The organism is Prochlorococcus marinus XMU1404, from assembly GCF_017696175.1.
GTDB lineage: Bacteria > Cyanobacteriota > Cyanobacteriia > PCC-6307 > Cyanobiaceae > Prochlorococcus_A > Prochlorococcus_A marinus_X.
Genome location: NZ_JAAORE010000001.1, coordinates 361,163 through 387,091, shown reverse-complemented (window position 1 = coordinate 387,091; position 25,929 = coordinate 361,163). Strand labels below are relative to the sequence as shown.

The window sequence follows — 25,929 nt, the reverse complement described above, 5'->3', positions numbered from 1 at the left end:
ACTTAAATATGGTGTTCTTTATAATGCACCATACAGTTTTCTAAGAAAAATTGCTATCGAAATAAAACATATCGATAATGTATTTAAAATTACATTGAAGGATCTCGAAGGATAGGAGGTTCTGAATCTATCAGTTTTTATAATAATTTCTTTCTTGGAGAGCAATGATTCTGCCCCTTGATCAATTCTCAGAAATATATTTTGAAATAACCTTTCCACTAAAAATAATAAGACATTAAATGATTTCTTAAACCCTAAATTTCTAAAATTTATTGATCTCACTGACACTGATTTAATTATATTTTGAAATTCTTCCTGTACTAGAGGAATAAAACGTAATGCAATTAATAATTGAAAAAGCCACTTACTAATTGGCAATCCAATCTTTCTTAATGGATACATGAACCAACTTAATGCCCACACAATATCTTCTTGTAATGTAGTCAAAAGCATCAAATTAACACTATGAATAACAGTAAATATCAAAGTGGAGGTTTTAATTCCTAATTCAAGGGCTTTTCTTGATAAGTTATATGGACCAAAATTTATAAACCATATCTTCTGTGAAGGAATTTCCAATATATTCCATTTTTTATAGTTTTCTATTACTTCTTGCAACTCATCGGGATTTCTTAAGTAGCTTTCAAGAGATTGAATATCAGAAGAAGCGAGTATTGATATAAATCCAATTAATAATGATAAGAATGTGAGCAAAAATAATGATCGCCACCATACTCTAGATGGCAACAAACTTAAAAAAGTAATTAAAAGTAAACAACCTACTAGACTCAACCTATATATTGGACCTGCCCAAATTGGAGTAATTAGAAATATCATTACTATAATTATTTTTAATCTACTATCTATAATTCTTAGCCAACTTCTATTGCCATAAACGTATTGTCCAACAGAAAATTTGGTAAGTATATTCATCAATCTTTTTGAATTAACTCAATATTTTCCCTTTCGACTTCTCTATTTAATGCTCTTTGCTGTTTTCCTCTCCAAAGTAAAATTAGAGGTGTACCTTCAAAGCCTAAATTGAATCTAATTTGTTTTTCAATATATCTTCGATAAGTTATTCCGAATAATTTAGGGTCATTTACAAAAAGAGTAAAAGTGGGAGGTTTGTTCTTTACTTGAGTACCGTAATAAAGCCTACCTTGCTTGCCACTTCTTTTCGTTGGAGGACTTTTCCAACTAATTGATTCTTTAAGCACTTCATTAACAACAGACGTTGTAACTCTTCTCCTATGTTGATTAACAGCATTAAGAGCATGTTCAAAAATATTTTCAACTCTTTGGCCAGTTAGAGCAGATATAAAAATCATTTTTGACCAGTGTAAAAAATACAGTTTAGATCTTAGTTCTTTCTCTACTTGATAAATTGTTGAACTATTTTTGTCTACAAGATCCCATTTATTAACAACAATTATGCAAGCTCTCCCTTGCTCCTCTATTCGCCCTGCCAACTTCTGGTCTTGATCAGTTACTCCATCTATAGCATCTATAACTAAAACACAAACATCACTTCTATCAATAGATTTAAAAGCCCTATTAATACCAAAGAATTCAGTACCATATTTGACATTTTTCTTTCTTCTAATCCCTGCAGTATCAACAATTTTCCATTGATAATCACCTTTTTTAATAAGAGTATCTATTGAATCAGTTGTCGTTCCACTAATATCACTAACTATTGCTCTTTTTTCTCCGGAGATTGAATTTAACAAACTAGATTTACCAACGTTTGGCCTGCCAATAATTGACATCATTATCTTTTCTTCTTCATCCTGAATGTTATTTTCAGGAAGTTCGCCAATAACGAGATCTAAAAGATCCCCAGTACCTGAACCATGAATAGCTGAAACGGGATAAGGTTCGCCCAATCCTAATTTCCAGAACTCTGAAGCCAAGGAGATTCCAAGAGTAGTCGATTCACATTTATTAACAGCAACAATTGTTTTACAGCTTGAGTTTCTTAGCCATTTTGCTATTGATAAATCACCATCAGTAACACCTTGATTTCCATCTACCACAAGTAAGGCGATTGAAGCCTCTTCTAGAGCTAAGAAAACTTGAGTTCTTATCTCTGGAAGAAATTCACTATCATCATCAAAAACTAATCCCCCAGTATCAACTATTTGAAATTCCTTTCCTCCCCATGACGCATTCTGATAAGTTCTATCTCTTGTGACACCAGGTTTATCAAAAACAATTGCATCATTACTTTGGCAAAGACGATTAACCAAAGTAGATTTCCCTACGTTAGGTCTTCCTATGATTGCTATTGTAGGGAGAATCAATTTTTCTCTCCAAAAAAAGTATATCCATTACAACTATACCTTTATTAGAATCATTTACCTTACTCAAAAAAATTTATTTAATTTCTGGATCACCAAAATGTCCTTTAGCTGGATCAACAGGTGTCGAACTCGGAATTGGGATTACGCTATTCTCATTTGAAAAACAATTATTTTCAATAGACCAACAAATTAACCAATTTACTGCAGTAGCTCTTCTAGTCCTTCTTGGATAAAGTTCGTTAATTTTATAGCCTTTAAAATTAAGAAAATTTTTCAATCCCTGCTTATAATCCTTTGGAATTGATCGGGTCAAATGTACTGAGGCTATTCGCTCTGAAATGATTTGAGGAGCTTTTACGAATTTTCCTGACCAATAAGCAGAAGTTAATTCACTAGAAATCCAATCATTCGTATTTTTTTCTCTAATGTAAAAAAGTCTTTCCCAGACCAATTCACAAACAAAAACATCACTTACTTTATCTTCAAGAACGAGAAATAATAGTTTCCTAGATATTGGCCATGTAAATTGTTTTCCTGCGAAATTTTCCTTTTTATTCATTAATCAAACCTTATCAAAATTAAAGAGAAATAAGGCATGAAGTCCTTTTTATATTGAGATGCATATTGAATAATTTGATTAGGCATACCAACACTTAAAGCTATAAGTGATTTATTAATAATGTCCTCTTTTTTTAAGATTTCTCTTACTAAATTCCATCTTTTCCCAACTTTCATAATTGCCAAAACAGTTTTACTTCCTCTACTTTCCGTGATAAGGGATGTTAATTCTGAATTTAAAGAAGGGCATTCTTTTATTATCAAGGTCTCTCCTTTTTTGACTAAATCAAAATCATTCAATGCTGCTGTTGCTGACAGAGAAGAAATCCCGGGTATAGTTTTGGTGATAATTTCGGGATAAGTTTTTTTTATTATCCTCAAAATATTCGAAGAGCTTGCAAATAGCGAAGTATCGCCAAGACAAAGTAAAACAACTGATTCACCATTTTTTATGAATTTCACAATTTTCCCCACAGCATTTGACCATATTTCATCAGGATCAAAACCCTCTCGGGCCATTGGAAAGATGATAGGTACATTTTTTTTAAATTTGGTATATTTCTTGACTATTTCTGCAGCAAAACTCTTTTTATTATCATCTGATATTGGAAAAACTATAACTTTAGCTTTTTTTATTGCATCTACAGCAGCAATTGTTAAAAGTGATGGATCTCCAGGCCCAACCCCAACGACGGTCAATGATGCTGAATCTCTTTTATAACCTTTAAATACTGTTAAAAATTGTTTTATTAACATTCTTAATTTAATTATTTCTAGCTGTGGACCCTTGGCATCATAAAAGTCTCAGCAAGGATTTCTGACTCAATTTCAGACAATTCCTCTAACCTTTTGAAAGTTTGATTTTTAGAGAATTTTTTTTGCGCAAGTTTCCAATAAATCCCAAAGTGTCTTGCTTCACTCTCAAGCAAAGACTCATAAAGGGCTTTAAAAGATTCTTTTTCAGAATTCAGCGCAAGCAAGGCTAATCTTTCATGACTTCTTGCTTCAATAAGTCCTGCGATCAAAAAACTATCAAGCATTCTATAGGGCTCTTCCTTTCTTATATTCTTGGACAATTCAGCTCCATATGGAGGCGGTTTTAAGGACTCAAGCGAATGTCCAAGATCCTTTAAAAAATAAAGTATTTTTTCAAAATGCTCTAATTCCTCTCTCGCTATTGGACTTAGAACTTCTGCCAGATTTGGTTCTGATGGATATCTAAACATCAATTGAATAGCCACTCCTGCTGCTTTTCTTTCACAATGAGCATGGTCAATAAGAATATCTATTGGATTAGATAAAGCGAGTTTGATCCACTCATCTGAGGTTAATGAGGATAAATATTTAATATGAGAAGAAGGCCTTTTAAAATCGACTAGCATTTAATCTTTACTACTTAAATATCCAATAATTCCTTCAAGAGCTAAGGAATAACTTGTTATTCCGAATCCACTAATAATTCCTATAGCTTTATCTGTAAGAAAAGATTCTTTACGAAAATCTTCTCTACTGAAAATATTTGAAATATGTAACTCTACAAACGGAATTTTTGATCCAATTAAAGCATCTCTAATGGAAATCGAGGTATGAGTAAAAGCGCCAGCATTTATAAGAATAGCTTGGATACTTTTTACAGACTCTTGTATTTTATCTACTATTTCTCCTTCGTGATTACTTTGAAAACATTCAAGATTAATACTCTTTTCTTTAGCAACTTTTGTTAGATCTTTTTCTATATCGCTCAATGTTTTATTACCATATATTTCAGGTTCTCTAGTCCCCAATAAATTTAAATTTGGTCCATTTATCAATAAAATATTCATCATCAATAAAGTCATTTCTTTACAAATGCTATCTAGAAAGAAGCAAAAAAACCAAAACAATTTCACACAAAGTGTCCATTAACTGATAAGTTCAAATAGTGGGGGTCGGTGCCCGAGTGGTTAAAGGGGGCGGACTGTAAATCCGCTGGCTCTGCCTACGTTGGTTCAAATCCAACCCGGCCCACTTTAAAATTGCCCTTGTAGCTCAGCGGTAGAGCACTCCCTTGGTAAGGGAGAGGTCTCGGGTTCAAGTCCCGACGAGGGCACTCGCGGGATAGCTTGGTATCAAAGAGATTACCACTATCGCACAAAGAAATTATTCAGAATTGGACGTCCGTTTTCGGGTCCATTTTTTCTGTTTTAAAGGTAGATAATAGATCTTATATATTATTATGATTTCTTAATTTCTTATAACTCAATAAATAAATTAACTAATATATAGAACAATACTTTTCCTCCTTGATGAAGGTTCTTTTAGCAATATTTATTTTAATTTTTCCTTATGAAGCAAAAGCTTCCAACATTCCAGATTTAATTGAAAAAACAACAGTTTATTTAATTAAGACATGGAATGATGATGAGAATCTGAAGAAATGGTTTCCTCCTCAGGTAATTACGGTGCCAAGTGGAACGAGATTATTTGGAGGAGGATGTAAAGGATCAAATGAGGGGTTTGACGTCGCCGGATCTTATTATTGCCCACCCGATCACACAATAGTTCTTGACCCCGTTCAACTTAAAACTTTTATAAAGGCGTTCGGAAACTCCAGCGTTGCATATGTAGTTGCTCATGAATTCGCCCATGCCTTGCAAAATGCTCTGGAGATAAGATTAAAAGATCCCAATCATGAACTTCAGGCTGATTGTCTTGCAGGTTATTTTATTCAGAAAGGAAATAAAGAATTAGGAGTCACCCGAGAAAATATTCTGGAAATGTCATCTGTTGCTTATTCAATAGGAGATAAAACTCATGGATCGGGAGCTCAAAGAACCTATGCACTTTTATCAGGGATGGGGAGAGTTGATGCTGATTGTTCCTACGCTTCCATAGAAAAATTAGTTAAGGGAGATATAGATGATCCTCTTTATAAAGCATTCACAAGAACAAGGGGATCTGGTAAATCAGTCGATCTTGAATCCTCACCATACAAAAAAGATGCTTCAGGTCTTCTGGGCATAAATCTAAAAACCTCAAAAGTTGATACAAGATTCAAATTCTGAAATAAATGATTAAGTATCTTTTATTATTATTTTTATTTTTTTCCAGTCCTGCAAATATTTTTAGTTTCAAAGCTCTTGAAGCGGAAACCAAGGAATCTTTTTTTGAAAGCGGCAAAGAAAATATCTCTAAGAAAAAATATTCAGATGCTTTGGATGATTTTAATAAATATATAAAATCAAATCCAGATAACTGGAGAGGTTATCACTACAGGGCGATAAGTAAAGAATTTCTTGGAGACTTTTTAGGAGCGATTGCAGATTATTCAAAAGCAATTGAATTAAATCCAAATCCCTGGGAAAAATCTTTTTTCTGGAGAGGTTATCTTCATGAAAAAAATGAAAATTACGAGAGAGCTATTTCAGATTATTCATCTGCAATAAAAATAAATCCCGAATATGAAGAAGCTTATTTCTTCCGAGGATATTTAAGATATATATTGGAAGATTATGAAGGATCTATTGAAGACTATTCCAAAGTTATAGAACTTAATCCCAATAATGAAGATGCGTATTCTGGTAGAGGTGCATCTAAAAATCAATTAAAGGATTTTGATTCCGCAATTAAAGATTTTACAGAAGCAATTAATATCAATCCGAATAGTTATTTCCTAAATTGGAGAGCCTATTTAAAACTTCAGATAGATGATATAAAAGGATCAATAATAGATAATACAAATGCAATAAAGCTTGACCCAACTTATACAAAAAGCTACTTAGACAGAGCGTTCGGTAAATATCAACTTGGAGATTTAGAAGGTGCGATAGCAGATTATGAAGCAATTATAGATTTTGGGGAGCCAGAAGAAATCCTTTTCGCAATTAATTATTTAACAAACACTTATATATCAAATGGTATTTATCAAGAAGTACTACCTCTAATAAATAAGGGAAAAAGTTTATCGAAGAATGTTAAAGAAAAAAATGAAGATTATTTAGATCTATTTTATAAAGAGGCTATATATTATGGAACCATTGGGGATAATGATAGAGCTAAACAAAGCCTTAAAAAATGTCTTAAGGAATCTGAAAAAATAAAATTAGAAAATTCTCTTAAAACAAACGATTGTAAGAAATATCTAGCGGACATTTATATTTTTTCAGACAATAATTATGAGGATGCCAAAAAACTTTTTAAATTCAGATCATTAGAAGGACAATTAATTCGTTCAAACATAGCATTCAAAGAAAAGAATTTTAATAAGGCCCAAAGGATATTAAAAAGGCTTTATGATTTACAAATTAAAAACAGCAAACAAGACAAGCCTGACTTATCTTTATCAGAATTACTTGGCTACGCTTATTGGTGGGACGGAGAAAATAATAAAGCAAAAATCTATCATAATCAGGCATTAAATTTATATGAAGAAGTCTTTGGGAAAGAAAGCCACTATTTGATACAACCTCTACTAAATGTAGCGATGGTTTATTTTAAAGAAAAAGATTATGAAAAAACTGACTATTATTTAAGAAGAAGTTTAGCTATCCAATTTAAATATATTCAAGATCAAATTCCATTTTTACCAATCTCAAAAAGGGAACAGTTTATTAAGACATTAGGAATTTCATATCAAGCAATTTTTACAGCTACGGATATTCATCCACTAGGGAAGAATCTTGCATTATTTGCAAGATTAAATAGACATGGATTACTAGAGGAGATCGAAAAGAAGCAAATCACATTAGCGAGCTTAAAAGGTTCTGAAAAAGACCTAATGGAAAAGATTAAAGATTTAACAAATCAGCTTTCTTCAACAAATCAGGGTAATAAAAAATCTATTGATCAATTGAAGATTCAGAAAGAAAAATTAGAGTTGGAATTATATAAATCACTTCCACAATTAAAATCAAAAATATTTAGTTTGAGCGATATATCAAAAAAAATACCTGACGATGCAGTACTGATTGAATTTCAGAAATATAGACCTTTTGTTTCTATCGATCCTGATCAGAGTATGGACGAAAATACTTGGGGAGATGCAAAGTATCAAGCTCTAATTTTATTCCCAAATAATAATGTTGAAAGTATAGATTTAGGAAGCGCAGCTGAAATCGATCAGTTAATATCCCTTGGCTTAGTTTCCTCTGAACAGTCTTTAATTGATGCACAAGATATCTGGCATGAATTAGGTTCAAAAATTATCAAGCCCCTAGAGAAATATATTAAAAATAAAAAAACCTTATTTATTTCCCCTGATAGTGAATTAAATAAGGTCCCTTTTGCTGCAGTTGGAAGCTTTAATAAAACAGATTTATTGGGAGATATTTTTCAACTTAGATTATTAACTACTGGAAGAGAACTAATAACTTTAAATAAAGAAAAGAATTTAATTAATAAACAATCAATAGTTTTTGCGAATCCAAATTTCAACTTATCTGGAAAAAACTCAAGCAATAGCAGAAAAAACTTATCACCAAAAAACTTTAATGAGCAAAAAAGATCATTTGATCAAAGAAACCGATTATGGGGTTCTTTACCTGGAACAAAAAAAGAAGCAGATATCATATCAAAAATTACTAATGCCAAATTATTTCTAGAGGATGAAGCATCTGCTTTAAATATTCAAATGGAAGAGTCTCCAAAAATCCTTCATATTGCTACCCATTCTTTTTACATAGGTGATAATAAAAATGAAAATTTATTTTCAGAAAATATATTTTCAAATTCCATAACCAACAATAAAAGAATCGAAAATCCTTTATTAAGAAGTGGAATAGTTTTAGCAGGAGCAAATTATCCTGATAAAAATTTAAAGGACGATGGATATCTTACTGCTCTAGAGGTAAGTAAATTAAATTGGAATGGCACAGAATTAGTAGTCGTTTCTGGTTGTGAATCAGGTCAGGGTGATCTGCAATCTGGGGAAGGAGTTTACGGACTAAAAAGAGCAATTGCAGTTGCAGGTGCACGATCAAGCCTACTTTCGCTTTGGGAAGTGGATGATAAGGCAACAGCAGAATTTATGGAAAGTTTTTATTTAAAACTTAAATCAGGAGAGAGCAGATCAAAAGCATTATCAAATACTCAAAAAGAATTTAGAGAGCACCCTATTCAAGCTTGGCAACATCCAAATGTATGGGCTGCATTTCAATTAAATGGAGATTGGAGACCAATTAATTGGTAATTTGGAATCATTAAAAAATTTGAGAATTATATTAATTTGTAAAGAGCAAAATGCTCAACAATCAAATTAAATCATGACAAACTCAACTTTAGATTTGATCCCTAATGATCAAAAGAATATTCAAGGTTTAACTACTTATGAATATAAACATATTCGTCTTGACTACAAAGGTAGAGGAATAACTCAAGAAATAAATCTCTTAGACATTGATGGAGAAAGAATACGCTCCTGGAGAAATAATTTTGGTGATGACGTGATTGTTCCAACTCTTCACGAAATACTTAATCAGCTTGGTGCTGCAGGATGGGAATTAGTAAGTCATGTAGTTAATCAAGATGTTTCTTCAAATGGTGTTACTTTTCACTATTACAATTTCAAGCGACCTCTTAATTAGATATTTTAAAGGCTCCAATAATGGAGCCTAAAAATAAAATTCATATATAAAAATCATGAAAAAAGAATTTAACGAGTATTTAAAGGAATATTCAAAAAGAAAGACCTCTTCCAAAAAAAATAACTTTTTTTCAATTACTTTTGGTTTAATTATTGGATTAATTCCTTGCTTTTTTATTCCACATTTATTTTTATTTTGGATACCAGCAACTCTTTATTCGTTTAGAGAATGGCTTGGATAAAAATTAATTTAAAATTTGCACTTTAAAGATGAAAAACAAACAATCACTCAATACTGATGAATCAAAAATAGATGGTTTATTAAACAAAGTATTTGAAGAAATTGAATCAAGATCACTTGGCAATTCAGAAGCTGGCAAAGCGATGAATTTTTATGATTTAGATGCGATGACTCAAGGAATATCTCCAGGAAATCTTTATATTATTGGAGGACGTCCTTCAATGGGTAAGACCTCATTTGTACTAAATATCGCAAAAAATATAGGCCAATTTCATAATTTACCAGTATGTTTTTTCTCCCTGGAGACAAGCAAAAAAATGCTTTCTTATAGATTACTTTCAATGGACACTGGCATAGAATCTGGTCGACTTAGAACAGGAAGATTAACTCAGGATGAATGGCCATTTTTAGGAGAGGCAATAAATTCATATAGTAAGAGCCCAATATATCTAATTGATAAATCAACGATACAAGTTTCAGAAATTTACCAATTTTGTGAGGAGGTAAAAAATAATCATAAAAAAAATCTTGGTGTAATAGTTATTGATTTTCTTCAACTATTAGAAGATAAGACTTTAGGTCAAAATATTTCTAGAGAAGATGAGCTTTCAAAAATCCTGAACGATTTAAAAATTTTATCTATAAATCTTGAAGTACCGGTAATAATTACATCTCAATTAAACAGAGAATTAGAAAAAAGACTAAACAAAAGGCCTATGCTCAGTGATATTAGAGACTCAGAAGTAATTGAAAATAAAGCTGATTTGATAGCTTTTATTTATAGGGACGAATACTATAACCCAGAAACTGAGGATAGAGGTATAACAGAAATCATTGTTACCAAACAGAGTAATGGGCCAGTTGGTACAGTCAAATTATTATTTGAACCTCAATATACAAGATTTAGAAATCTTGCAATTTAGCTTAAGATATTACAAGTAGTTTAATCTCGTTTTGTCAAAGGATTACTGCAACATATATTTCCTTGATTCTTTTTCCTCGAAAGTGAAGAGAAAGGAATTATTTTTTGATCCAAATTTTGAGAAAGACCATGAACTTTTATCAAAAAAATATTCTGATACTTTTGATAAGGAACTTTTAAAAATAACTAAAAAAGAACCGGATTCAAAAGATCCGCTTCTAGCACTGAGATGTAGGGTTAGTTTTCCAATTTATGAAAAAATTAATTTGATATATAAACAGTTTTCAAATGGATATGAAAAGATTAATTTAAATGAAATGTTGATAATCTTGCTCGATGACTATGGAGAAAATTTTCTTCGCTTGCCATCAGACTCAAATAATCCAAGGAGGTTTCTAAAAAAAGTTTTCTGTTGGAATACAGTGAAGAATATGCAAGAAAGAAAATTCATAAAACCATTCAGTGCCGAAATAATCTCAGAATTCAATCCTAAATTATCCAATTTATCTACATGGACAAAAAATAAAGTACAAGGAAATTACGAACTTAAATCTTATTTAAAAAGTTGTGGACTTCTCTTAATTAGTCCCTGGGCATTGATTGCAGATAGTTCAAAAACCAGAATTATTAATTCATGGAATAGGTGCGGAGAGGGTGAATTAAAATTAAAAGAGGTTGAAAAGATATATGAATCTTATATAAAGATATACAAAAAAGAAAAAGAGAATTACAGAAATCGGACGGGTAAAATCTCAGGATGGTATCCAGACGAAGATTTCCTGCTTTCACTAGATCCTCCTCAAGAAAACATTAAGAATTTACTTCTTATAGATAAGGCCTTAAGACAATATATTGCTGGTACTGAAAATGCGCGAAATTTTGAGAATAATGAAGAATCACAATTAGAGAATTTTCAGGAGAATAATGATGAATTTTCAGGTAAGGAAATTGTAAAAAAAGTAGATCAAATATTAAATATTTATTGTTCAAAAACAATTAAGAATCTTATTGAAAATGATAAAAAGAAATGGGAAAAAGATATATCAAGAAAAGAAGCTTGGAAATTATATGGAGATGGTTTTAGTCAAAGAGATATTGCAAGCAGATGCGACCATAAACAGGCATGGGTAAGTAAGTTGATTCCTGAAAAGAAAATTTCAGAAGAAATTGCCCAAGATGCTGCATTTGAACTTCTAAGAATCAATGATTTTGCATCACTAAGAAATGATCCTGATGGAATAGAAAGATTTGTAGATGGATTAAGGAATCATTTATTAAATACGGAACTAAGAGAAGAGGGATCTATTCTAAGGAAAATTATTAAAGAGGAAATAAATAAATGAATCAATCAAATATGAATAATATTCCACAAGCTTTTCCAATTCCCGAGGACTCAATATATTTAGACCAAGAATTTAAACTTTCTAATAGAGAGCTAATCATAAAAGGTCTACAAAAAGTTCTTAAAGAAAAAAAATTAGATTTACCTCTTGGACCATCATTAGATTTAGATAATCCTGAGCGATCAATAATTCTTAATAAATTTGATATACAGATAGTATCAACAGGAATGATTTCTGAGGAAATATCTATTCCATTAAAAAACTCTAGAATTCAGAAAAAAGGTCCACAATTATTTTTAGCAGTACAAGTTGAAGATGAATTAAATATTGTTCATTTTAAAGGGGTTTTAAAGAGTGACGAATTTATGAAATTAATAAAGAACAAAAAAATAAATAATAATGAAATAACTCTTTTAACAGATGATTTCAAAGGTGGGATTGATAGGCTATTTAGATTTGTGCGACTTTTAAATTCTGATTCCATTGAGCGAACTTTCATAGAAAAAGAATCATCTTTAATTAATTTTAATACAATCAAAAACAGACTAAAAGTTTCAAGTTCCGTTATTACTGGTACTGTTGTAGTTGCATTATTTGGTCCTCAAATATTTAGGCCAAAGTTGATTGGAGGGATAGCAACATTATCTCCTGTATCTTATGAAGTCACTTCATTTACAAGAAGCTTTACAAGCCAAAAAAATAAAGTATGCCTTCTTACTCCTATTGCTAAAACAAATGCAAATGATCAACTTGAATCATTAATCAATATTGATAAACCTATAATTTATCCATTGAAACCTCTTAATGAAATAAAAATTTCTGAAAATGGAAATATTGTTTGGAGTAAGACAGCATCATCAAAAAATAAAATTGAAGGACCAATAAATTGGCCTATTAAAGAAATTAGTAAAGATAATAATTATCAGATATCAATGAGACCATCAACATCTGGAATGGGATCTAATGTAATCATTAATCTAAAAATAGATGATAAGAAAACTTTCTTAAAAACCAGTGATATAGAAAATAAACTAGGCAAATCAAAAAGATCCTGGATTAAGTTTATAGATAAAAATTTAGAGGATAATAGGAATACCTCTCTTTCTTTACTTCTATCAGAAAAGGCGCCAGATTCTAAAGTAATAGATAAAGCCCGAAAGGAAATTATTGAAAATATTAAATGTGAGTAAATTTTAATTTGGAGCCATTTAATAAGAAAATAAGAAATTTAACTTTAGTATTGGTTTTATTAATGCCAATTTATCCAAATTTAGAATTATACAGTTGCCTTTGCTTCTGCATTTACAACTAAATACTTAGTTCGTTCAATTAGAAATTCGACCACTTGGTCAACTAGTGAAATACAGTCAAAAACGCAATTTGAATCCAATATAAATAATAAAAATTTTTCAATCTAATTTTATTTTTTTCAGATAAAAAAAGCCCACTTATGGTGGTTTTTTTATGAAGTTTTTGGAATCAGTCTAGATAATTCAGAACAAAGAATTAATAGATTAATTTACAAATCATGCAAAACTTATTTTTCAAAACCAAAACTTCAAATAGCGCTGTTTACAGACCAGACGAAAGATTTAATGTTTACCAGGGCGTAAATCCAGAACATCTGACTAAGGCTTTTAATAATATATTTTTACTTTATTGGGAATGCACACCATTTAAAGATGAGCATAAAGTTCCAACAATGTTAATGAGCATTAATGATGATAAGACTGCAAATTTCAGTTATGTTGACGGCGATCCTGATGATCTTGAATCAGTAAAAGGTTGTTCCTGTTGGTACACGGTTGACCATGTGGGATACGCCCATGTTAAGGAATTTAATGAAGTACTTGATCTTAAGAATGCTGTTCACATAAATGCTATAGCAGCAACAATTATCAGAGATATCTTCGGAAATTTTGATATGGCTGAAGCAGGACAAATCTTCATTAATAATATGTTGAAGGAATCAAAGAAAAGAAAAGAGAACTAAAAGAAAACAGTTCAAATAAAGTTTACAAAATCATGAAAAAACAACTTCTTATTATCGCTGCAAGTTTATCTTTAATTCCAGTCGGTAATTTATTCGCTCAACAGAATCAGACTTTTAACAAAAATACTGAAACTGTTATCGCTAAAAATATCAGCCACAACAACCATAATGAATCTCTTATAGAAAGTGGAGATAAAAAATATTCCTCAAAAGACTATAGAGGAGCAATCACTGATTATTCAAAAATTCTTTTAAATAATCCAAATGATTATTATGCACTTTTTCAAAGAGCTCTTTCAAAAAGTTATCTGAATGATCATGAAGGTGCGATTCAGGACTATACAAGAGCTATTCAAATAAACCCTGAAAAAGCTTCAGCTTTTTATAATCGTGGATTATCTAAAGATAAATTAAAAGATTTCTACGGTGCCATATCTGATTACAACAAAGCAATTGAAATTGATGATCAGCATCAGAAAGCATTTATAAATAGAGGCTATGCAAAGTCTGACATTGGTGACCATAAAGGAGCAATTAAAGATTTAACTTCTGCCATTGAGATTAATCCTGAAGATGCATATGCATATAGTGCTAGGGGCTATGTAAAAGAAAAAGCAGGAGATTATTATGCAGCTATATCAGATTATTCAAAAGCGATAAAAATTGATCCTGAAGATGATTATTCATTTATAGGAAGAGCATATTCAAAAGGTCAGATCGGAGACAATAATGGGGCAATAAATGATTTTTCAAACGCCATTGAAATTAATTCGGATGATGGATTTGCATTCTTTGGAAGAGCAATCTATAACAATCTCGAAGGAAATTATAATCAGGCTTGCCAGGACTGGATAAAGGCTTCTGATCTTGGATATAAGAATGCAAATAAAAAAGCTAATGAATGCAGTAATGCTGGAAATGTTAAAGAGAGCATAAATAGTCTTTTATCATCACAAAACTACTGAAAAAATTCAAATTAATTTAATACCCTAGAAGTTTTAAGAGGAATCCATATTTTTGGATTCCTTTTATTTATTTTTTTTGAAAATTGAAGATCAAATAAAAATAAAAAATCCAAAAATGGAATCACTTTTTTTAATCAGAACTAAAAGAATATGTAACGGGGAACGACCCCACAATCATTAAAAAAAATGGATTTTAAACTTCATCAATTATCTGGTTCAAACCTAACAAGCATCTTTAATAATGCATACATTGAAGCAGAAACCGTAAAGGACACTGAATTCTGCGCAATAAATGGCGAAAGGAATATGCTTTTAATTGCACATAGCGAGCAAAATATCCTCCAGTATCAAAACTGGATTTACTTTAGTAAAGATTTTACAGAAGAAGATGCTAATCGTTTTGCAAAAGAAATTAATGAGAAAATGATTATGCTTAAAGCTTATGTTTCAAATACAGAAGATGGAGAAATATGCTTAGCTATTAAATATAATCATGTAATTCTTGAACACGAATCAATAAGTGGAAAGACATTGGTTAAATTAACAAGGATGGTTGAAAGACATCTTCTCTTCACAAATCAAATTTACGATGAGATCTTTCTAAAAAGATAAAAATTAATTAAAACTTTGTCGGGGAGCCTGAAACTTTCTTAAGTTGAAAGTTATAAAATACTCAAAAGAGGAAGACAAGGCGTCTGATTGTGACGATCCATCCCCCGACAAACAAAGCATCTCCTTTTAATAAAGGAGATTTTTTTTTGGATAACTATATTTATAAATCTGGAGGTTTTGGAATCAATAAAAAAGAATAGGAACAAAAGAGAAATGTAAAGGGAAAAATCCCACAATGAAAAAAAAATGGATTTTAAACTTCATCAACTATCCGGGTCAAATATAGAAAATATTTTTAATAAAGCCTACCTAGATGCAAAATTAGTAGATAAAGACTGGTGTTCTATTAAAGGTGAATTAGAAATCCTAATTAAAGCATTTGACGATCTAGAAATAATCAGTTTTTATCATGAATGTTCTCTTCCTAAAGAATTATCAGAAGAGGAAGTAAAGGTGTTAATTAGCAACTTTAACAATAAATTACTTTTAATAAAATCTAAAATTCTTGAAAGAAAAGATTCAAACAGTCCTTTTTTAATTTGTTTTAGATATGATCATTGCTTACTTAAAAGTGATTATATAAGTGACAAAACTCTTGTTCATTTATCAAGAAGGTTTGAAGAGAAAATTGAATATTCCTATAATATTTACAGGGAAAATAATTTAAAACCAAAAAAAAATAACGACATAAAAAAAATCCCTGAAGCTATTGATTTAAGTGAATTAAATAATAATACATTTGGGTTTAAAACTCATGATGAATTCTTTTCGATTCAAGAGATTTCTTACATTACTGAAACTGATATCAAAGCTTTAGAAGAAGTTATTCTTGAACTAGATCTAAAGATTGACAGCTTGTATAGCGAAAAAGAAATGATTAAAATAAAAAATTTCATCTCTGAAAAGCAAGTTCAACCTAATAACAAACTAAAAGAAGAAAATATTACCTTAAATAACAAAAAAACCACGAACGCTATAGAACTAAGTAAATCTCAACCAATCAAATATGTGCGAGAAGATTATCTTTTTTCAGAAGAAGAGATTGCATCGATAGCTGGCAAAAGTAAAGAAGCTGTAAAGGAGGCAATTTCAAATCTAAAATTATGTAATGGTGGTTTTTTTAATAAAAAAGAAAGTCTCTTATTAATAAATTATTTAGCCGAACCTCAAAAAAATACAAATCAAAAAAACAGCGTTATTGAGAGAAGCAAAACAGTTTCTAAAAGTGAGTTGGCCTTAATAATTGGAGGAACAGCCCTTGTCGCTGGAGGATTAGCCTGGTACTTCACAAGAAATAGACGCGCAGCTAAAATTGCCTCAGGGATGGTAACAAGTTATATAAGTAGCAATTGGCAATATAGTCATCAAAATAATGGTGGATCATATAGTTCATTAACAACAACTAGAAACTTAATAAGGCCATCAATTGGAGAAATAATTTACAACAACTCAGGAGGATTAAGTCCCGTTTATACGGGGCCAAGAGGGGGCCGCTACACAATAGGAAGTACAGGTAAAAAAAGATATTTCTAAAGACTATCAATTTGGAATCATCTTAAAAACTGAGAACAAATAGAAAATGTACAAGAAATTATTAATTCAATGAAATTATCAACTTTATCTAAAAGAGTAGTAGCTCCTTTAGCAGCATCTTTTACTCTTCTTTCTGGCCCTGCATTTGCCAAATCAGACCTTCTTGATAAAAGTTATGCAATAGGTGTTAATGCAGCAGCAAAATGTTATGCAGATCAGGGTTATATAAATAATTACGAAGTTAATAGATATACAAAAGATGTCCTATATCAAAATGGTTATGGACATATGTATGCTTGGTTAAACACATCAAATGGAGAAAAAGCCGTCTCTATCTTAAAAGGACATTTAAATTCTGAATGCAGATTAGGTAAAAAAGATGGCGTAAAAGCTATTAACAAAGCTTATAAATATTTATAATTTATATGTTTAGAAAATATTTACGAAGAAGATTTTCAAAAGGTACCATTCTTCTGGTATCTTTTTTACTTTTTTCAGTAGTCTCATTAATTTATTTATTAAACACAAAAGCTACTTTGAATATGGTAAAAATAAAAAATTGCTATGACGGTGATACTTGCACAACTGAAAGTGGCGAGAAAATAAGGCTTGCCTGCATAGACGCTCCCGAACTTCAAGGCAAGAATGCAGACCCATTAAAAGCTAAAGCCTCTAAAGAATTTATAAATAATTTACTATCAAATAAAAAAGTCACAATTAAAAGAATTGATACTGACAGATATGGAAGAACAATTGCAGAAATATTTCTAGAAGGGACAAATATCCAAAAACTTATGGTTAAAAATGGATTTGCGAAAATTTATAGGAAATACTCTTTTCAATGTGATTGGGCGACTTAGATAAACCCGCAAAAAAGCATTTATTTTATTTTTTTAATTAACTAATCTTGTTTAGAAAAGTGTGGTCTGATCATAATTTTTAAAGGGAGTATTGATAAATAAATCATTGATTTGTGTGATAACTGCCTCCGCTGATGCAAGCGGAAATATCTCAGTAAACTTTCCTGAAGATTTTAGTGATTTGTTACCTGACCAATATTCATCATATTTTGATTCGTTTTGAGGACTTAAATAACTAATTTTTCTTCTTAATTTTTCTAACTTCCTTATACAATGCATAGACCCTCCTTTTGCTGAACTTTCTAATAGCAAGCCAGCTTTCGAGAGCCCAGCCTGGATTCTATCTCTTGCCACAAATTGATATCTATGAGGGTTTATACCTATGGGATATTCTGATACAAGACACCCTCCAGAATCAATGATCTCAGAAGCTAAGTTGGCATTTTCTTTCGGATATATTTGATCTAAACCATTCGGGAGAACTGCAACAGTTGGAACACTCATCTTGATAGCTGCCTTATGAGCAATTGTATCGCAACCAATTGCCAAACCACTTATTATGCTTTGAGATTTAGAAGAGAAAATATTGCAAATTTCAGGAGCATAATCACAAGTATATTTTGTTGGATTTCTTGTGCCAACAATCGCTAATGTATTTTGAAAATTTAAAGCCTCTGATTTACCTTTGATAAAAATTACTAAAGGAAAATCATTTAATTCTTTAAGAGCCTTTGGAAAATCATTTGAAGTAAAAGGGATTGCTGAAATATTTTGGTCTTGTGATTTATTTAGCATTTCAAGAAATTTATTTTTTTTTGCGCACCATTCAGCACTACTGATTGAGAAATTTTCCCTTTTATTAAGGGCCTCAATAATATTGTCAGTTCTGACACTCTCTAATGATGAGAGCAATTTATAAGAATTGACTAATCCAAAGCCGTCTAATGAGAGCAAAGTTAAAATATTTGAAGTTAAATCAATCATTTATTAAAAAATTAATAATCTTGCTTAAAAATGACTTGACTTTCTTCTTAACATTTTCCTTTATTTGCTTTTTCTTAATATAGTTTTTAAAATCATCAACTTTCTTAGGTAATTTTTTACTTTTCACTTCGAAAGTCTTTTCGCTTTCTTCTTCATATTTATAACGTTTTTCTTTTGCAGTCCTTAAAGCTTCATTAAATTTTTTAAAGTCTGGATATGCATTTCCATAATTATCTTTCCTTTTTATATAGCCACATGTGATAACAATTTCATCAATATTCGAGCTTGAATGCCCGCTAATTTTTTCGAGCAAAGCCTTACCTTTTAACTTATTAGACATATCATCTTTATGAATTTCTAATTTATTAGGTTTTAGATCATCAAATCTGCCACTTGTTACTTTAGGGGGTGTTCTTTGATAATCAGATTTATTAATAGGTTCAATAGAAGAATTTGTTACTTGAACTTCATCTGCCAAAGTTTTTGGATGCCAATTCCTAGCGGTATAACCCAGAGCTAGACATGTTATTTGATTATTAAATCCTGCTTCAACAATCATTTTTTTGCAGACATCAAAGCTTTGGCCAGTCGTTACAACATCATCTAAAAGAAGTATTTGATAATCTTTTGGAATGTATTTCCCTTTAACATTTATGGTTGAAGCTAATTCTTCATTAGTAAATTTATAATTTTTTTTCTTTTCAGGTCTGTTCTTTATTGTTACAAGTAATTCAGAGCCATCAATTATTGTACCGGCTGACAATTTTCCAATTAGATAAGCCAAAGTATTTTTAGTATAAGCTTTGCTAGAGGGAACGCAACATAGATAGATTTTCTTATTAGATGGAATAATATTTCTGAGACATTCGGAATAAAACAATACTGCATCAAAACATTTTTTATTATCAAACTTGTAAAAATCCTTGAAATCTAAAAGTCTTTGATCTGAGTCACCAAAATTTGAAGAATTTTTAGGATGATAAATTTGTATAGATTGATATTTTATAAATTTAGATTCAATTAACTTAGTTGAGTTTTTCAACCAAGAAATATCATTGGGGATCAAATCTAAAGTTGAGTTTGCCATAAATTTATTTTTGTAGTTGAGCATTTTGCTCATCACAAATACATATAATTCTGGATTTTTTGAATGATTCCAAAATTATTTCTCAAACATATAATCTCTAGTTAATTGTGAGATTTCGTCTTTTAAATGTTGCAATTCTCTAGCGTTGAGATGACAATCTGAACAAGTCATCTATCATTTATTAACGCTTTATATAGTGTCTGAAGGGGATTTGAAAACAGCAAAGACACAACTGAAATGGATTGGAACACCATCACTTGGACAGGGTAGATCCAGTGGTGGTAATGCCGCAAGTGAAATTTTTGAAGCAGGCGGATCACAGAGAAAACGATCACTGCTGGAAACACTTGTTAGAGAAATCTGTCAGAACAGTCTCGATCAGAGAAAGGATAAAAAGGTGAAAATATTTTTTGATCTGATAGTGCTCAAGGGAGAGAAAAAAGAGAAATTTCTTAAATCAATTAACAGTGAAACTCTTATCCCTCATCTTTCATCAGTGAAAGGTTCAAGTGGAACTGCCCTCACCCTGAAGGCCGGACTTGAATCCATGAAATCATCTGATCTGGTGTGTCTGAAAATCAGTGATTACGGAACTGATGGTCTGACAGGTGATGACTGGGACGAGAAAGGAAATTTCCGTAAGCTATGTGTGCAGAATTTTTCAACCGGAAAAGAGTCTGGATTAGGAGGAAGCTTTGGACTCGGAAAGGCAGTCAGCTGGATGCATTCAAGAATATTCACTGTTCTTTTCTCATCAAGAATTGAAGGCAGAAAGAAATTAAGAATTTTCGGAAGAAGCGAAATTCCCGCTCATGAAATGGACGGGAAATCATGGCTTGATGGAGCCTACATGGGATCTGAAAGTGAAAAAGATGGAATTCCCATTGCACAATCCACCTGGATGAAAGAAAGAGATGCAGAAAAAATTCTTCTCAATCGTGACAATGAAACTGAGTGCGGAACAACTATCCTCATCCCAACTTTTCATGAACCTGATCGCGATGACACCGGTTCATCAGGGATAAGAAATCCCGAGGAGCTCTGCAGAGATTTCACAAAAGCTGCATCAAAATGGTTCTGGCCTGCAATCAGCTGGGAAAGACTTGATTTCAAAGCAAGAGTATTTCGGGAAGAGGGGAAATCAGCTGAATATATATCTGAAGCGCGTGCTGATGAAATATGGTCTCCATTCGTTGAGTGCGGAAGAGTCGAACCTTTCGAAGGTGCAAAATCATTATTCCCTGGCGACAGTTCCTCAATTGATGTTGAGTTTCCCATACCTAGAAGAGTGGAACCCTCAGACAATCCTGAACTTCTTCATGATGAGCTCAAAAGTACTGTCAGACTTGGAGTTACAAGAGTCTCTTCGAAAGAGGAATGTCTGCCATGCCGTTCAAACATTGCACTTATAAGGGGTTCTGGAATGGTTATAGATTATGCCGAAGGCACAAAGTTAAGTGATGGAGGTTCCTATTGTGCAGCTGCATTTGTAGGTACATCATTGAATGAGATTGCCGAATCTGACAAGACAAAGTTGAGCAAGGAAAATAACGCATTCGCTGAAGAATATTTCCGTGCAGGTGAACCAGTGACTCATGATGACTGGCTGCCTACAACAAGAAGACTGAGAGAAAGTTATACATGGAGAGGTCATGCCAACAGACTTAGAGGAATCAGATATGAGCTAAGGCAGATCCTTATTCAGAACTTACTGACTTCATTTATTGCTCCTCCAGATGAAGGACCAGAAATGCTTAAAAGAATGATTAATCTTGGAAGAGGAATTAAAGAAAAGAAAAGTCTATCCAAGACAAAAAGTTCAGCACTTGAAGTTGTTATAGATAGAGATCAATGCTCCTTCATTAAAAAAGCCAATGGATGGAGAATAGCCGGCGAATTAGTACGATCAGGTGAATCAAACAGAACTGCAAAAGTACATTTATCTTTCCAGAGCATTGCAGACAGTGGCCAGGGAGAAATGTGGGGAATAAGTGATATGCGACTTATGGGGAGTGAACAATATATTTCATATGACGACTCTGATTCAAGGAGATTTGTATTCTCTGCTGAAAACCAATTTTCATCAGTTCCTTTTGAGTGCATAGTCAAACCTCCATCTGGAGTAAACCCTGAAATTGCAGGCTTTAGGAAGGTAGGTTAATTATGCATTTTGTCCCCTGGAAAACAATAGATCTTGATGGAGCATTTCGAATAACAGCTCCAGACAGCATTTCTGAAGAGGTAATTCAGGAAGTAAGCAATGGAATTACTTTCAAGTTCAATGGCAAACTTGAAAAGACAAAACTTGAAATATTGCTAACTGCACCATTTGAATGGGAAGAAACTCTTCATCCCACAGAGAGGGAAAATCCTCCTGTTAAATTCATATGCCGTCTTATAAGCAGATCAACAGGTAGAAGAGAAATAATTGATTTAGAGGATGGTGGTGGTGGATTCTTTTTTTCCGAGACTTCTTATATACCTTTTTTAAATGGAGAAGAAGTCAGGGCAGAAGCACTTCTTGTAAGAACAGAACAATTTGCTGGAGAAAAATCAAGGAGCGGCTATGCCACAGAAATGGGTCAGATAATTGGAAGAAGTCTGATTCATACAATTCGTTTTGCTACCGCCGAAGCTAATAATGACTCTATCTTCAACATAAAGTGGCAATCCTTTCCTCCTGAAATTAAAGATCAGTTATGGAGATTAATCCCAAGTGAACCTCCAGTAATTGAAATGAATGCAGATGTGACTGCATCATTGAAAAAACTTCTGATGAGTAAGGCCTTGAGGAAAGATATCAATTCCCTTCAGAGAGATATCATCTTCACCGCAATTTGTTCCACTGTTTGGACGATGCTTATTTCGATTTCGATGAACTCCATCCAGCATATGTTGAATACAAACAGTGACCTGAGCAGTGAAGAAATTGTTGAGCAATTGCCGCCATCACAACTTCAGACTCTATCTCTATTTTCCAAGAATCTTCTTGAAACAAATATTTCTCCACATGAGGCGGTTGTTGCTCTTGCTAATGAACTTAGATCACCCGAATCTTTTCAGAAGTTTATTCTAAAAATGAGTTCAATAATCCAGCAGGAAACAAAGATTCTGGAATTGGCCGAAATAATGGCTAGAGGATGCAGTTTTGAATCAGAGATTCCAACTGACTTGGAAAAAGAGGAGGTTGCATGAGCGAAAAACTCTTCAGATTGAAATCACCTCTGATAAGTAATGGACTTATCTCTGCTTTAAGGAATCCGGATTCTGTAAGTGTAGAGGAAGTGAACTGCACGGTTGACCTTACGAATCTCTCAAAACTTATAGATCAACTTATTCTCGAAAAAATAATTGGTGCAAACCTGGATGCAAGATTAGTTGAGTGTGTTCATACAACATTCAAATCTCTGCCTTCTCATATTCTTACTGATATGAGGATGTGGCACTGGCTATGCGTAATAAGATATCCAAATATTCCGTGGCTTAGATGGAGAGGTAATATTCCCGTTGATCCTGAAGATGGATTTACCGTTGGAACAGGGAAGAAACATGTTCCATCACTTAGATTTCTTGGGACATCATCAATAAATGGACATGGCAGGAATACTTTCTCAAGACTATTTTTTGCCGCTGACAGGATGATGGAGAATGATCATTCTGACTATTCTCTAGTCAAAAAATTATTTACCAGTCAGGAACTTCATCTTGGTTTAAGTGATCGAGAATTTGGCCTGATCCCAAAGATAAATAGAATACTCACTGAAAAGCTAGTTGAATTACCAGACAGCAAAGTAAGAATTGCAATAAGAAAACTCAACTCCCTTGGAGGTTCAATATGCCTTGACCTTTTAAGTGAAGAGCAACTCCAGCAGTTAATTGATACTCAGAGTGAAGAGGTTGCATGATTCATAAAAATGCAGTTGGGAAAACTGATCCACATAGATTAAGTCCGGTAAGAGGTCCTTCATCAGAACTTGAGGCACATATAGATTCCTGCAGTTTTGATGAACTTCCTGAATATGCAGCAAAAGTTCGATCAATAAAAAAAGAACCTTATTTTGCTGTTGACCTTTTTTCAGGTGCCGGTGGTTTAAGCCTTGGACTGCATCGTGCAAATTTCGATGTAATACTGGCCTGCGATATCAGAAACGATTCAATAATGACTCACAGACATCACTTTGGTGGATGTTCATATGCATGTGATTTAAGCAAAAGAAAAGTTATTAATGAAATTTCAGAACAACTTAATAAGTGTGGAGAAATATCACTTATTGCAGGTGGACCGCCATGTCAGCCTTTCTCCCGAAATATCAAATGGAGAAAACATAACGAAGAAGTTTCTGCTCAACATCAGGAACTGAATGAAGATAGAAGAGAATTATGGGAATCATTTATTTCGATAGTGGAGCAGGTTAAACCAAAAGCTTTCCTGATGGAGAATGTTACTGATATTGCGCAGACAGGTGAGCAGGAAATATATAGATCAATAATTAATAGAGCTGAGAAAGCTGGCTATCGCATAAATCCTAAATTAATTTATGCATGGCAATATGGAGTACCTCAACTAAGGCCAAGATTATTTATTTCCGGAACAAAAATAAATGAATGCGCCCCTTTGAAATGGCCAAAGCCAAAATATGATTATGTCGAAGAGGCAGTCACATTAGACGAGGCGATTTCAGATCTCCCTCCACTTAAAGGAGGATGGGATGAAAAGTGGGATGAAAAATATAGCTATGAAGGACCAAAAAACGATTATCAGAAATTAATGAGGGATTGGTTGGATATTGATGACGAGATGATTCATGATCATCTGATAAGAAAAGTAAGGGAAGATGATCTTGAGACATTTAAATTAATGCGATCAACTGGGATCAAATATTCCCAATTATCTGAAGAGCAAAGAAGATATTCAGTTACGAGCAAAGCTTTCAGAGAAGGTAAGCAAGTAAAGCAAAATCAGAAAATGAGTTTTGGTGATAAATACAATATTCTCAAACCTAATGAACCTTGTCTGACAATAACTGCGCATATGTCAAAAGATGGTTATTGGTATATTCACCCTTACCAGAATAGAACCCTATCAGTAAGAGAAGCGGCAAGAGTTCAGTCTTTCCCAGATGGTTTCAATTTTTATGGAGGACCATCAAATAGATTCCACCAAATTGGAGAAGCCGTTGCACCGATTGTTGCTTTTGAACTCGGCAAATCTTTCATGAAATCGATTAAAAATGAGAAAGAATTTACTCAACCCGATGTAGTGCCCAAACTTAGAGAAAATCTTATTAACTGGTATGAATCAAATAAAAAAGAAGTTGAACTTATCTGGACAAAAAAAAGGGAAGGTAGAAAAATAATTCCAAGCAATATAAGGGCATGGAACGCTTGTCTTGGAAATTTACTTCCAGAGACTTTCAAAAAAAATAATAAAGAAAAAAATAAACCAGCAATCCTTGGAGATAAAGATCTTGAAAAAAGAAAAAAAGATACCTATCAAAGATTAAAAAACTTTTGGCCTGCTCCTGAGATTTTTCTGCAAGATAAAGCTAGAAAAATGAAAATTAAAAGTTTTAGTCTTGAAAAATATATCCCTTCTTTAGAACTGATTGCTGAAGAACTTATAAAAGATGAAATTGACTGGAGTGAAATCACAAGAAAAGAATATGATTTGTTTTCCAGGAATTCAGTGAGAGGCGCATTAGCTACAGTTGGATTAACCACAGAAATAAAACAATCAATATTTATTAGCAGAATTATTTCTCAGATCATGGATATTGATCATGAAATTTTAAAATTCAGCAATATGAATAGAGATATACATATAGGTCATTTACTTGAGACAGATAAGGAAGGAACAGGCTATTGCTCATTGCTAGCTCTATCGAAGCAAGAAGATACAGAAGCAATTATCAAAAATAAATTAAAGGGATTTCTTAAGGGAAGCAATAATAAAGCTGCCTGACAAT

The 25,929-nt window shown here is 32.3% G+C and carries 24 protein-coding genes, 2 tRNA genes and 1 pseudogene; 19 read left to right on the top strand and 8 right to left on the bottom strand.

Going from position 1 to position 25,929, the window contains the following annotated elements; translation table 11 throughout:
• Positions 1–18: 18 nt before the first annotated feature.
• The 6 genes from HA144_RS02210 to aroQ all read right to left on the bottom strand — a co-directional run bounded on the left by HA144_RS02210 (position 19) and on the right by aroQ (position 4,687).
• Positions 19–933 carry an energy-coupling factor transporter transmembrane component T family protein gene (locus HA144_RS02210; RefSeq protein WP_209042030.1) on the bottom strand — a complete coding sequence of 305 codons (915 nt, stop codon included), beginning with the start codon at positions 931–933 and terminating at the stop codon, positions 19–21.
• Entirely contained in the window at positions 933–2,306 is a 1,374-nt protein-coding gene (gene der / locus HA144_RS02205) for a ribosome biogenesis GTPase Der (RefSeq protein WP_209042028.1), read from the bottom strand. The genes HA144_RS02210 and der overlap by 1 nt, the downstream gene beginning before the upstream one ends.
• A gap of 73 nt (positions 2,307–2,379) precedes the next feature.
• Positions 2,380–2,865 carry a DUF1823 family protein gene (locus HA144_RS02200; RefSeq protein ID WP_209042026.1) on the bottom strand — a complete coding sequence of 162 codons (486 nt, stop codon included), beginning with the start codon at positions 2,863–2,865 and terminating at the stop codon, positions 2,380–2,382.
• A complete protein-coding gene (locus tag HA144_RS02195) occupies positions 2,865–3,620 on the bottom strand; it encodes a precorrin-2 C(20)-methyltransferase (RefSeq protein WP_209042024.1) in 756 nt (251 codons plus the stop codon). The genes HA144_RS02200 and HA144_RS02195 overlap by 1 nt, the downstream gene beginning before the upstream one ends.
• 17 nt (positions 3,621–3,637) lie before the next feature.
• Positions 3,638–4,246 carry a tRNA isopentenyl-2-thiomethyl-A-37 hydroxylase MiaE gene (miaE, locus tag HA144_RS02190; protein WP_209042022.1) on the bottom strand — a complete coding sequence of 203 codons (609 nt, stop codon included), beginning with the start codon at positions 4,244–4,246 and terminating at the stop codon, positions 3,638–3,640.
• On the bottom strand, positions 4,247–4,687 hold the full coding sequence (gene aroQ, locus HA144_RS02185; RefSeq protein ID WP_209042547.1) for a type II 3-dehydroquinate dehydratase: 441 nt from the start codon (positions 4,685–4,687) through the stop codon (positions 4,247–4,249). It abuts the gene before it with no gap.
• 102 nt (positions 4,688–4,789) lie between these two features.
• Here aroQ and HA144_RS02180 point away from each other — a divergent pair.
• The 15 genes and pseudogenes from HA144_RS02180 to HA144_RS02110 all read left to right on the top strand — a co-directional run bounded on the left by HA144_RS02180 (position 4,790) and on the right by HA144_RS02110 (position 17,892).
• Positions 4,790–4,871: transfer RNA gene (locus HA144_RS02180), tRNA-Tyr, on the top strand.
• A gap of 10 nt (positions 4,872–4,881) precedes the next feature.
• Positions 4,882–4,953 (top strand) — tRNA-Thr (locus tag HA144_RS02175).
• Positions 4,954–5,149: 196 nt separating this feature from the next.
• Positions 5,150–5,908 (top strand): neutral zinc metallopeptidase, encoded by a 759-nt coding sequence (locus tag HA144_RS02170; protein WP_209042020.1) that lies wholly within the window; start codon positions 5,150–5,152, stop codon positions 5,906–5,908.
• A 5-nt stretch (positions 5,909–5,913) separates the two neighbouring features.
• Positions 5,914–9,030 (top strand): CHAT domain-containing protein, encoded by a 3,117-nt coding sequence (locus HA144_RS02165; protein WP_209042019.1) that lies wholly within the window; start codon positions 5,914–5,916, stop codon positions 9,028–9,030.
• Positions 9,031–9,103: 73 nt separating this feature from the next.
• Positions 9,104–9,424: a hypothetical protein gene (locus HA144_RS02160; RefSeq protein ID WP_209042017.1), complete on the top strand. Its 321-nt coding sequence runs from the start codon at positions 9,104–9,106 to the stop codon at positions 9,422–9,424.
• A 55-nt stretch (positions 9,425–9,479) separates the two neighbouring features.
• Entirely contained in the window at positions 9,480–9,665 is a 186-nt protein-coding gene (locus HA144_RS02155) for a hypothetical protein (RefSeq protein WP_209042015.1), read from the top strand.
• Between the two features lie 76 nt (positions 9,666–9,741).
• Positions 9,742–10,587 (top strand): annotated as a pseudogene (locus HA144_RS02150) (replicative DNA helicase); the annotation flags it as partial.
• A gap of 82 nt (positions 10,588–10,669) precedes the next feature.
• Positions 10,670–11,929 carry a hypothetical protein gene (locus HA144_RS02145; protein ID WP_209042011.1) on the top strand — a complete coding sequence of 420 codons (1,260 nt, stop codon included), beginning with the start codon at positions 10,670–10,672 and terminating at the stop codon, positions 11,927–11,929.
• On the top strand, positions 11,926–13,119 hold the full coding sequence (locus tag HA144_RS02140; RefSeq protein WP_209042009.1) for a hypothetical protein: 1,194 nt from the start codon (positions 11,926–11,928) through the stop codon (positions 13,117–13,119). Before HA144_RS02145 ends, HA144_RS02140 begins: the two co-directional genes overlap by 4 nt.
• A 338-nt stretch (positions 13,120–13,457) precedes the next feature.
• Positions 13,458–13,922 (top strand): hypothetical protein, encoded by a 465-nt coding sequence (locus HA144_RS02135; RefSeq protein WP_209042007.1) that lies wholly within the window; start codon positions 13,458–13,460, stop codon positions 13,920–13,922.
• A 32-nt stretch (positions 13,923–13,954) separates the two neighbouring features.
• Entirely contained in the window at positions 13,955–14,887 is a 933-nt protein-coding gene (locus HA144_RS02130; RefSeq protein WP_209042005.1) for a tetratricopeptide repeat protein, read from the top strand.
• 186 nt (positions 14,888–15,073) lie between these two features.
• The gene (locus HA144_RS02125) at positions 15,074–15,499 is read left to right on the top strand and encodes a hypothetical protein (RefSeq protein WP_209042003.1); all 426 of its coding nucleotides are present in this window, start codon (positions 15,074–15,076) and stop codon (positions 15,497–15,499) included.
• A gap of 246 nt (positions 15,500–15,745) precedes the next feature.
• Positions 15,746–17,032 carry a hypothetical protein gene (locus HA144_RS02120; protein ID WP_209042001.1) on the top strand — a complete coding sequence of 429 codons (1,287 nt, stop codon included), beginning with the start codon at positions 15,746–15,748 and terminating at the stop codon, positions 17,030–17,032.
• Positions 17,033–17,101: 69 nt separating this feature from the next.
• Positions 17,102–17,452, top strand: coding sequence for a hypothetical protein (locus HA144_RS02115; RefSeq protein WP_209041999.1), 351 nt, complete (start codon positions 17,102–17,104; stop codon positions 17,450–17,452).
• 5 nt (positions 17,453–17,457) lie between these two features.
• Positions 17,458–17,892, top strand: coding sequence for a thermonuclease family protein (locus tag HA144_RS02110; protein WP_245152797.1), 435 nt, complete (start codon positions 17,458–17,460; stop codon positions 17,890–17,892).
• Positions 17,893–17,943: 51 nt separating this feature from the next.
• Here HA144_RS02110 and HA144_RS02105 read toward each other — a convergent pair whose 3' ends face one another.
• On the bottom strand, positions 17,944–18,876 hold the full coding sequence (locus tag HA144_RS02105; protein WP_209041997.1) for a DNA-processing protein DprA: 933 nt from the start codon (positions 18,874–18,876) through the stop codon (positions 17,944–17,946).
• Positions 18,869–19,963: a phosphoribosyltransferase gene (locus HA144_RS02100; RefSeq protein WP_209041995.1), complete on the bottom strand. Its 1,095-nt coding sequence runs from the start codon at positions 19,961–19,963 to the stop codon at positions 18,869–18,871. The genes HA144_RS02105 and HA144_RS02100 overlap by 8 nt, the downstream gene beginning before the upstream one ends.
• A gap of 211 nt (positions 19,964–20,174) precedes the next feature.
• Here HA144_RS02100 and HA144_RS02095 point away from each other — a divergent pair, with 211 nt between their 5' ends.
• Genes HA144_RS02095 through HA144_RS02080 form a run of 4 tightly spaced genes read left to right on the top strand, consistent with a single transcriptional unit; the run spans position 20,175 to position 25,925 of the window.
• Positions 20,175–22,124 (top strand): hypothetical protein, encoded by a 1,950-nt coding sequence (locus tag HA144_RS02095; protein ID WP_245152796.1) that lies wholly within the window; start codon positions 20,175–20,177, stop codon positions 22,122–22,124.
• Positions 22,125–22,126: 2 nt separating this feature from the next.
• Positions 22,127–23,158 (top strand): hypothetical protein, encoded by a 1,032-nt coding sequence (locus HA144_RS02090; protein ID WP_209041991.1) that lies wholly within the window; start codon positions 22,127–22,129, stop codon positions 23,156–23,158.
• Positions 23,155–23,868 carry a DUF6339 family protein gene (locus HA144_RS02085; RefSeq protein WP_209041989.1) on the top strand — a complete coding sequence of 238 codons (714 nt, stop codon included), beginning with the start codon at positions 23,155–23,157 and terminating at the stop codon, positions 23,866–23,868. Before HA144_RS02090 ends, HA144_RS02085 begins: the two co-directional genes overlap by 4 nt.
• Positions 23,865–25,925, top strand: coding sequence for a DNA cytosine methyltransferase (locus HA144_RS02080; protein WP_209041987.1), 2,061 nt, complete (start codon positions 23,865–23,867; stop codon positions 25,923–25,925). Before HA144_RS02085 ends, HA144_RS02080 begins: the two co-directional genes overlap by 4 nt.
• Positions 25,926–25,929 lie beyond the last annotated feature (4 nt).